This is a genomic window from Emticicia sp., from assembly GCF_049241225.1.
Taxonomy (GTDB): domain Bacteria; phylum Bacteroidota; class Bacteroidia; order Cytophagales; family Spirosomataceae; genus Emticicia.
Genome location: NZ_JBMLRC010000051.1, coordinates 43,272 through 51,932, shown reverse-complemented (window position 1 = coordinate 51,932; position 8,661 = coordinate 43,272). Strand labels below are relative to the sequence as shown.

The 8,661-nt window shown below is 37.8% G+C and carries 8 protein-coding genes; 6 read left to right on the top strand and 2 right to left on the bottom strand.

What is annotated here, in order from left to right; all coding sequences use genetic code 11:
• The first annotated feature begins 473 nt into the window (after nt 1-473).
• On the top strand, nt 474-1,730 hold the full coding sequence (gene hemA / locus ACOVO2_RS03550; RefSeq protein ID WP_421768646.1) for a glutamyl-tRNA reductase: 1,257 nt from the start codon (nt 474-476) through the stop codon (nt 1,728-1,730).
• A gap of 55 nt (nt 1,731-1,785) precedes the next feature.
• Here the strand turns inward: hemA and ACOVO2_RS03545 are convergent, their stop codons facing one another.
• Nucleotides 1,786-2,004: a hypothetical protein gene (locus tag ACOVO2_RS03545; RefSeq protein ID WP_421768645.1), complete on the bottom strand. Its 219-nt coding sequence runs from the start codon at nt 2,002-2,004 to the stop codon at nt 1,786-1,788.
• A 448-nt stretch (nt 2,005-2,452) separates the two neighbouring features.
• On the opposite strand from ACOVO2_RS03545, the gene ACOVO2_RS03540 reads away from it, so the two are divergent.
• Entirely contained in the window at nt 2,453-3,898 is a 1,446-nt protein-coding gene (locus ACOVO2_RS03540) for a Gfo/Idh/MocA family oxidoreductase (RefSeq protein ID WP_421768644.1), read from the top strand.
• A 67-nt stretch (nt 3,899-3,965) separates the two neighbouring features.
• On the opposite strand, the gene ACOVO2_RS03535 is transcribed toward ACOVO2_RS03540, so the two are convergent.
• Nucleotides 3,966-6,185: a TonB-dependent receptor gene (locus tag ACOVO2_RS03535; protein WP_421768643.1), complete on the bottom strand. Its 2,220-nt coding sequence runs from the start codon at nt 6,183-6,185 to the stop codon at nt 3,966-3,968.
• A 396-nt stretch (nt 6,186-6,581) separates the two neighbouring features.
• Between ACOVO2_RS03535 and ACOVO2_RS03530 the strand changes: the two genes are divergently transcribed.
• From ACOVO2_RS03530 to ACOVO2_RS03515, 4 genes are all read left to right on the top strand, one after another.
• Nucleotides 6,582-6,878 (top strand): muconolactone Delta-isomerase family protein, encoded by a 297-nt coding sequence (locus ACOVO2_RS03530; protein ID WP_421768642.1) that lies wholly within the window; start codon nt 6,582-6,584, stop codon nt 6,876-6,878.
• A gap of 15 nt (nt 6,879-6,893) precedes the next feature.
• Nucleotides 6,894-7,364, top strand: a complete 471-nt coding sequence (locus ACOVO2_RS03525) for a ribonuclease domain-containing protein (protein ID WP_421768641.1) — start codon at nt 6,894-6,896, stop codon at nt 7,362-7,364.
• 67 nt (nt 7,365-7,431) lie between these two features.
• Nucleotides 7,432-7,854 (top strand): barstar family protein, encoded by a 423-nt coding sequence (locus tag ACOVO2_RS03520; protein ID WP_421768640.1) that lies wholly within the window; start codon nt 7,432-7,434, stop codon nt 7,852-7,854.
• 11 nt (nt 7,855-7,865) lie between these two features.
• Nucleotides 7,866-8,366, top strand: coding sequence for a GNAT family N-acetyltransferase (locus ACOVO2_RS03515; RefSeq protein ID WP_421768639.1), 501 nt, complete (start codon nt 7,866-7,868; stop codon nt 8,364-8,366).
• The last annotated feature ends 295 nt before the right edge of the window (nt 8,367-8,661 follow it).

Here is an 8,661-nt window from a genome sequence, read left to right as displayed (position 1 = left end):
CGCCAACCTGTTATTTGCTCATAAATATTTACAAAAACTTCTCTCTTTGCCATAAATTTTCAATTTGATTGAATAAAAATACTCAATATCGAATTATATTTTGATTAAGTTATTTAGAACTATTCTAAATTAAATACACTTCATCTATTTCCTCTGCTTTGGGCAAACTATTTATTGGATATTGTCGTAGATAATAATGAAAATAGAGCAACAAGTAAAAGTTTGTCAAATAACCCAAAACTTGTCATTTAACCCATTTTTTTCTGTCAATTAATTAAATACGATACTTTTGAGCCATCATTAGACTAACGAAAAAATAGGCTTCAAAATACTTTTAGATTTTTGTATTTTTTTAAGTTGAATTCGAATTAAACATTAAATTAATTTAGAATGATTCTAAATTAAAAAAACTGATAGAAATCATATCCATCGTAAGGATTCTGACCGTAAATTTGCAAACTATTTTAGAAAAGATGCACGGATTATTTAAAGCAATAACGATTTCGCATAAAAAAGCCCCTTTACAACTAAGAGGCCAAATTGCACTTAACGAAGAAGAATCTAAAGCTTTGATGCTAAAGATGCGTGAAACGTTTGATGTTTCGGAAGTGCTTGTGCTTTCTACCTGCAATCGTACAGAGGTTTATTACGTTTCAGAAAATAATTTAGGTGAATCGATTATTCGATTGATTGCCAGCCAAAAAGTACTCAACTCAAACGCAGTTCTCCCATATTTTGAGATAATCGACGACCACAACGAGGCCGTAAGGTATTTATTTGAAGTTTCGATGGGCTTGCACTCACAAGTAGTCGGCGACTTGCAGATTCCGAACCAAGTAAAACACGCTTACCAATGGGCAGCTGATGTACAAATGGCTGGGCCGTTTTTACACCGTTTGCTCCACACTATTTTCTTTACCAACAAAAAAGTAGTTCAAGAAACTTCGTTCCGTGATGGAGCGGCCTCTACTTCTTATGCAACCGTGGAAGTAATGGAAACTTTCTTACCGCTTTTGAGCAATCCGAAAGTTTTGGTAGTTGGTTTGGGCGAAATTGGTGAAGATGTATGCCGTACTTTAGCTGATAAAGGATATAAAAACATCACGATTACGAATCGGACTTTAGAAAAAGCACAAAAACTTGCCAACGAATTGGGCTTTGAAGTAGCTGATTATCAATTTGTTAATCAAAATATTTTAGATGCCGATATTGTAATTTCATCAGTACGTTGCGAGTCTCCGATTATCACGAAAGAAACATTGAAAGATAAAACGCTTGCCGTAAAATACTTGATTGACCTTTCGGTGCCAAATAGCATTGCGACTGATATTGAGGAAGTTACGGGCGTAGTTGCTTACGATTTGGATACAATTCAACGCCGTGCCAATGAAGCTCTTCAACGCCGTATGGAAGCGATTCCGCAAGTGTTGAGCATCATCAGCGATGCGATTGGTGAATTCAATAATTGGTCGCAAGAAATGATTGTTTCGCCAACGATTCAGAAATTGAAAGGGGCATTGGAACAAATCAGAAAAGAAGAAATGGCTCGTTTTGTGAAAGAACTTTCGGCCGAAGAAGCAGAAAAAATGGACAAAATTACGGCCAGTATGATGCAAAAAATCATCAAATTACCAGTGATTCAGCTAAAAGCTGCTTGTAAACGTGGCGAAGCCGAAACTTTGATTGATGTATTAAATGATTTATTCAATTTGGAAAAACAAACGGTGTAGTAAAACAATTTTCTAAATTGTTACAAAATATTGAAAGGCGTAATTTCTGTAGGAATTACGCCTTTTTTGTGGTGTCTAAGATTTCAAGCATTTTTGCATCATCAAAATCCTTTTCTTCCCAAATATCATCCATGAGCGTATCGGCTTTTTGGGCATAAAACCTTGCTATAAGTTGCTGTAACTCATAGGTCTCTTGGTCATTTATTGGTTTTTCGCTAAAAAAACGTAATAAATGCACTTGTATCGGGCTTAGTTTTTGTGCAACACTCGCCATAAAATTTCTGTTTTGATACACAAATATATGAAAATCAGCTTAGGATAATTGTTTGTAATAACGTTTTCAGACCAACGCATAAGATTTAGGGTAAGCCTGAAAGGCTGTCATAATTATAGAAGAAGAAATGAATCCGCTCATTCACAAGAACCCTGAAGGGGTGATATTTCACCCTTTCAGGGTTCAGATTTATTGATTATGACTGTTAATTATAATCATATCATCCTTTCAGGATTATTGTGCGTTGACTGACAATGCTTTAGCATTTATCATTCCTGTTACAAAAAAACTACTACAAAAAAGACGTAAATAGCCTGTCTCATCTCAAACGAGTTTCTTTTCGCATATAAAACATTCCTATAATATTTAAAACACCTTTCATGTACCTCTCTCTTTTTTCCTCCCCAATTTTTTTCTACATTTCGTAAAAATTCAACCTTCTATCAGCATGAACAACTCTCACGACAAAAAACAACAAAACTCACGCCGTAATTTCCTCAAAAGTAGTGCTTTAGCCTCCGCAGGTTTTATGATTGTACCTCGCCATGTATTGGGCAAAGGCTTCGTAGCACCGAGCGATAAACTCAATATTGCGGCCGTTGGCTGTGGCGGAAAAGCCGATTTTAATATTCCGCAGGCCTATAACAATGGCTCTGACAATATAGTAGCTCTTTGCGATGTTGATGACCGACAATCAGCCAAGTTTCGAGCAAAATTTCCGAATGCTCCGTATTTTAGAGATTACCGAAAAATGTTGGAGTCGGAAGGCAAAAATATTGATGCCGTAATCGTGACTACGCCCGACCACATGCACTACCCGATTGCGATGTCGGCGATTCAGTTAAATAAGCACGTTTACGTAGAAAAACCTCTCACCCACGATATTTGGGAAGCTCGACAACTAACCGAAGCAACGGCAAAATATAAAGTTGTAACGCAAATGGGCAACCAAGGTAGTAGCAGTAAAGGCACAAGAATTACGGAGGCAATCATCAAGAATGGCACAATCGGTGAAGTACATTCGGTGGAGGTTTGGACAAACAGACCAGTTTGGCCGCAGGGTGTACAATCGCCTAAAGATAAAGGCGAAAAACAGCCAATTCCGAATGAAGTTGACTGGAATTTGTGGCTCGGCACTGCACCAATGCGAGACTACCACGAAGCTTATATGCCATTCCGCTGGCGTGGATATTGGGATTTCGGTACGGGAGCTTTGGGTGACATGGGTTGCCACTTCATGGATGTCCCTTTCCGTGCCTTGAATTTGGGCTATCCAACTTCGGTCGAGTGTTCGGTTGGACAAGTCTATGCCGATTTCTTCAAAGAAGCATTTTTCGATGATGTTTGTCCGCCATCGGCATCTATTCACCTCAAATTTCCGAATCCAACGAGTACAAACTTTAAAGAAATCAATCTTACTTGGAATGACGGTGGTATTCGTCCGAGACTTCCCGAAGGCTGCGATTATGATAAAATTTTTACGAGCATCGACGGTGGCGTGATGTTTATCGGAACAAAAGGCGTACTGGCTTGCGAGATTTTTGGCGATAATCCGAAGGTTTTCCTCAACGGAAAATTTGAAAACATAAAATTACCCGACCCAATACGTCCAGTTGTGGAAGGCAATGTAAACGGCCACCAACAACAATGGGTAAAAGCCTGTAAATCGGGTTTTGGCACTTATACAAGTTCGTCGTTCGACCAATCTGGGCCATTGACCGAAACTGTTTTAATGGGAAATTTGGCCGTTCGTTCGTTTTTGATGAGAAATTCAAAAAATAAGTTTATCGGCAGAAAAAAACTCTTGTGGGATGGGAAAAATATGAAAATCACCAATTTTGATGAAGCTAATGCTTTCGTGAAACGAGAATATCGTGCGGGCGGTTGGATTTAACTTCATATAAACAACGTCGGCATGGCTTTGAGCCATGCCGACGTTAAAAAAACCTATTTCTCAATTCCTACAACCTCACTTTCACAGCCAACAAGAAATTTGTACCTGCTTGCGGATAATAGAAGTTTTCGGTAATTATCTGTCTATCAGCAATGTAGCTGTATGTGTAGCCATTCGACTCATATAAATGATTAAAGATATTATTAACTAACAAATTGAAAGTCAACTCTTTAAATATCGGGCGGCGTTCCGCCTTGGGCTTGATAGAATAACTCGCTCTAATATCATTCACAAAAAACGCATCAAGGCTACGATTATCGTCCGATGTATTATCCATAAATTGTTTGCTTACGTATTTTGTCATTAATGCCAGTTCAACGTTTTTAGTAGGATTATACGAAAGTTGCCCGCCCGCAATCAAATTTGGCGAAAACGAAATATCAGTTTTTGATAAACTATTGATTTGGTTCGCATCGCCATCATAATTCACAATTGTTTCCGTGAAATTCTTTATTTTGTTTTGGCTGAAAGTGGTGTTAGCCGATAACGCCCATTTAGACGCCAACTTCCAGTTCGCCATCAACTCCAAACCAGCACGATAACTTTGTGGCACATTTACTCTGATTGCATTTCCAACATCATTGACTTGTCCAGTCAACACCAACTGATTTTTATAATTCATGTAATAGAAATTTGCATCAAAGCTCAATTTTTGTCCAACCGTGCGATAACCGATTTCCAAATCACGCAATGTTTCAGCCAAAGGAGCTTGAGCATTATCCACAAAATCTTGACGGCTCGGTTCTTTATTACCAACTGCATAAGAAGCATAAACCGAAGAAGTTTTACTCAATTGATAATTCACGCCAAATTTTGGATTAAAAAACTGATAATCAGAACCTTGCGTAATGTCAGTTCGGTCGTCGTTCACGCCTTTTATATCATAACTAACAGTTCGGTATTGCAAATCACCAAAGAAATTCAAGGCTTCTGATACTTGATAATAAGCTTTTGTGAAGATATTAAAATCGGTTTTTATCGAATTACTTTCGTACCAACGATAACGAATATTAGAAGTTGAAGCATTTCTTGCCCAAATAATCTCGCCAAAATGGTCACCATCGTATTTATTCCAACCACCACCGATATTGGCCGAAAACTTCTTATTAGAGTTATAATCAAGCGAATATGTCACGCCATAAAAATCATTATCAAGCCATTTTCTACGCACTAAATCGGTTCGTTTGATGGTATCTCTGCCAATAATTACATTTGGTAAACCATAGTTAGCAAATGACTGACGCTCACGGAATTGCTCATAAAAACCTCTTCCTTTTGTATAGAATAAAGTTGGATTGAACGTCCAATTTTGATTGAGTTTAAAGGAAGAAATCAACTGATAATTATCTTGTTGATAGTCATCTACCTGATTATCATATGTATATGGATTAAAAGTGCGGTTAGTTTTTAAAAATCTTTCAGGAACACCTTCCCAAGCTTGATACGTTTTTTCTTTTCCCGAAAAAGCATTGAATCTTACGAAATTATCTTTGCCATAATAGCCAGCCGACACATAAAACGATTTCAAATCAGAAGAAGCACGGTCGATGTAGCCATCAGAAGTAATTTTTGACAATCTGGCATCGACAACAAAATGATTATTTAGCAAACCTGTACTCGCCATCAAATTGGTTTTCAGCGTATTGAATGAACCAACCGAAATATTGGTTTCGCCAAATGCATCTTGCTCGTAACCTAAAGTGTTGATATTGATACTCGCACCAAAAGCACCTGCACCGTTGGTCGAAGTTCCTACGCCACGCTGTACTTGAATACTCTGTGCCGAAGAAGCAAAATCGGGCATATTCACCCAAAAAGTTCCTTGCGATTCGGAATCATTGTAAGGAATTCCGTTGAGCGTAACGTTGATACGAGTCGGGTCAGTACCACGAATCCTGATACCCGTATAGCCTACGCCCGCACCTGCATCAGAAGTTACTACTACTGAAGGCAACTGATTGAGCAAAAACGGCATATCTTGGCCCAAATTTACTTTTTTGATGTCTTTTTGATAGACGTTCGTAAACGCCATACCAGTTTTCTGATTGGCACGAGTAGCACTTACCACCACCTCATTGAGCTGTCTGATTGAAGTAGAATCTTGAGCATTTGCAGTGAGTAGCAGGAAGTAAGCAATTGACAGTAGGCAGTAGGCAGGTTTTGAAAAAAAACTGTGGACTGTTGACCGCTGACTGTTGACTGAAAGAAATGTTGTTAATTTTTTCATTGTTTTTGAAAGTTTTAACAACAGGAGAAAGGAGCAAAATCCTGTCGAAACAGCATCAAACGCACGAATAAACCGCAAGCTTGCTGTTTTGATTTGACAAAATTTTAAATTGAATAAATTTGAGCACAATTTTGGAAGTCATGACTTTCCTAAAAGTACTCTCTTTCCCTGCGGCGGCATTATCCGTGTACAGGTTCAATGGGTATAATCTCAGCCCGTTATATTAAGGCACCCCTTTTGAGATAAGTTCTGCAAAGTAAACGTTTTTTTTAGAAAACTTGTTTATATTAGTGTAGAAATTTATTACAAAAGAAAGTTTACTTTTGCACAAGTTTCTGATTATAAATACTTTACATTTCCATTAATTGTATTAAACAAAAAGCCCACTAAAAATATATGAGCCAATTTATGGTCGAGTTTGAATTGCCAAACCCATTTCCAGAAAAATTAATTATAAAAATTCCTGCCCAAAGAATGAAAGTAAATCAGCTTTTGGAAGATGGAAAGATACAATCTTACGCCCTCTCAATGGAGCGTGACCGCCTTTGGTGCGTAGTCAATGCCGATGATGAACTGGAAGTAATGAGAATCATCGGAGAGTTTCCACTCATCGAATACATGCACCCAACCATCACCGAACTCATGTTTAATAATGCAGTAGTGATGAAAGTACCCGCTTTTTCGTTGAATTAAAACCATAGAAGTTTCGTGAAAATAGTTCTTAAAAACATACTTTTTATACTTTTGTTGGTAAGCCAAACACTCTTGGGCTGCCGACAGGCTAATAAACAAGAATCATATAAAGCTGCCGAGCCATCAACGCAACAAGCTGAGCAAAAAGAGAGTAAAAAAGACAGAAAAACTGACGAAAAAACTCTTGAATATCAATCGAATAAACAGAGTAAAATTCCGCAGAAAGTCTATGAAGTGCTGAAATACATCAAAGAAAATGGTGTAGCCCCCGAAGGCTATGTTGGTGGACGTAAATTTGGCAATTACGAAAAATTACTTCCCCAAAAAGATGAAAATGGACGCCGAATCAATTACCAAGAATGGGATGTAAACCCCAAACAAAAAGGCCGAAATCGGGGTGCAGAAAGACTCGTAACTGGCTCAGACGGGAGAGCCTATTATACCAAAAATCATTACAAGACATTTATTGAAATTGAAACAAAATGATTGTAATTTTCTAATTTTCGGAAATTATTCACTCATTCGTTCATGCACTCATTCATTTATTTATTTTATGCCTAATTTCCTTATAACCAATAATTTAGAAACATTAAATGGCTATCATATCGCTCAGATAGATGGCCAAAAAGCACATACGCTCAGAGGTTTTTACGAAGAAGTTGCCAAAGTACTTGGTTTTCCCGAATACTTCGGGTTTAACCTCGACTCGTTCGATGAAATGCTCAATGATTTATCGTGGTTGGAGCAAAGTAAAATTGCTATTTACATCACAAATTCAGATTCATTCGTAGAAAAAGAACGCAACCCCGATAAACTACCAACATTGCTCGATTTGCTCGACGCCACTTGTGAAGATTGGAAATGGATTGACGAAGACGATGAAATCAGCAAAAAGGAATTAATCGTAGCTTTTTCGCCAAGCGAACGCATCACCAAGCTACTTGATAGCCAAGAGATTAGTTATGAGGTAAAATAAAATATCTGCCTATGCTCCAACCATACACATTACGCCAATGGCAGTCGGGCGATGAAGAATCGCTCACGAAAAATGCTAATAATTATAATATTTGGCGAAACCTGAAAGATATTTTTCCGCATCCTTACACCATCGAAGAAGCACACGGTTGGGTGAAAATTGCACAAAATTCGCCCGAAACATTTGCTATTGTGGTTGAGAATGAAGCAGTTGGCGGCATTGGCATTTTGCTTAAAGATGATATTTACCGCAAAAATGCCGAAATAGGCTATTGGCTGGGTGAAGCACATTGGGGCAAAGGCATCATCTCATCAGCCATCACCGAAATTATTGAGTATGCCTTCAAAAACTACGATATTCACCGAATATACGCTGGCGTTTTTGAATATAATCTCGCCTCTATGCGAGTGCTGGAAAAAGCAGGTTTTCATAAAGAAGCCATTTTGAAACAATCGCTATTTAAAGAAGGGAAACTTTATGATGAGCATATTTTTGTAAGATTTAGAGAATAAAAAAGCTCAAAATCTTACAAAAAGATAGTATTCATTGCCGTCTGCTTTAGCTGACGGTACTTAAATGATTAAACAAATATGACTTTAGTCTAAAGAATATGATTAGACTAAAGTCATATTTGTTCTTTTTTTAGCAATCCGTCAGCTAAAGCAAACGGCAATGAAAGTTTCTTTGTTCATCCAATATTATTATCTTGATTTACAAACGAATCGGAACCTTAACCTCGGTATTATCCCAGCGTAAAACCATATCTGCACCGCCTTCGGCTGCTGCAAAATCTATCTTAAATTGTTC

What these genes read in the sequence shown, in the direction of transcription:
- ACOVO2_RS03515 (WP_421768639.1), top strand. Translation starts at nt 7,866, where the DNA reads ATGCTCCAACCATACACATTACGCCAATGGCAGTCGGGCGATGAAGAA.
- ACOVO2_RS03535 (WP_421768643.1), bottom strand. Translation starts at nt 6,185, where the DNA reads ATGAAAAAATTAACAACATTTCTTTCAGTCAACAGTCAGCGGTCAACA.
- hemA (WP_421768646.1), top strand. Translation starts at nt 474, where the DNA reads ATGCACGGATTATTTAAAGCAATAACGATTTCGCATAAAAAAGCCCCT.
- ACOVO2_RS03530 (WP_421768642.1), top strand. Translation starts at nt 6,582, where the DNA reads ATGAGCCAATTTATGGTCGAGTTTGAATTGCCAAACCCATTTCCAGAA.
- ACOVO2_RS03540 (WP_421768644.1), top strand. Translation starts at nt 2,453, where the DNA reads ATGAACAACTCTCACGACAAAAAACAACAAAACTCACGCCGTAATTTC.
- ACOVO2_RS03520 (WP_421768640.1), top strand. Translation starts at nt 7,432, where the DNA reads ATGCCTAATTTCCTTATAACCAATAATTTAGAAACATTAAATGGCTAT.
- ACOVO2_RS03545 (WP_421768645.1), bottom strand. Translation starts at nt 2,004, where the DNA reads ATGGCGAGTGTTGCACAAAAACTAAGCCCGATACAAGTGCATTTATTA.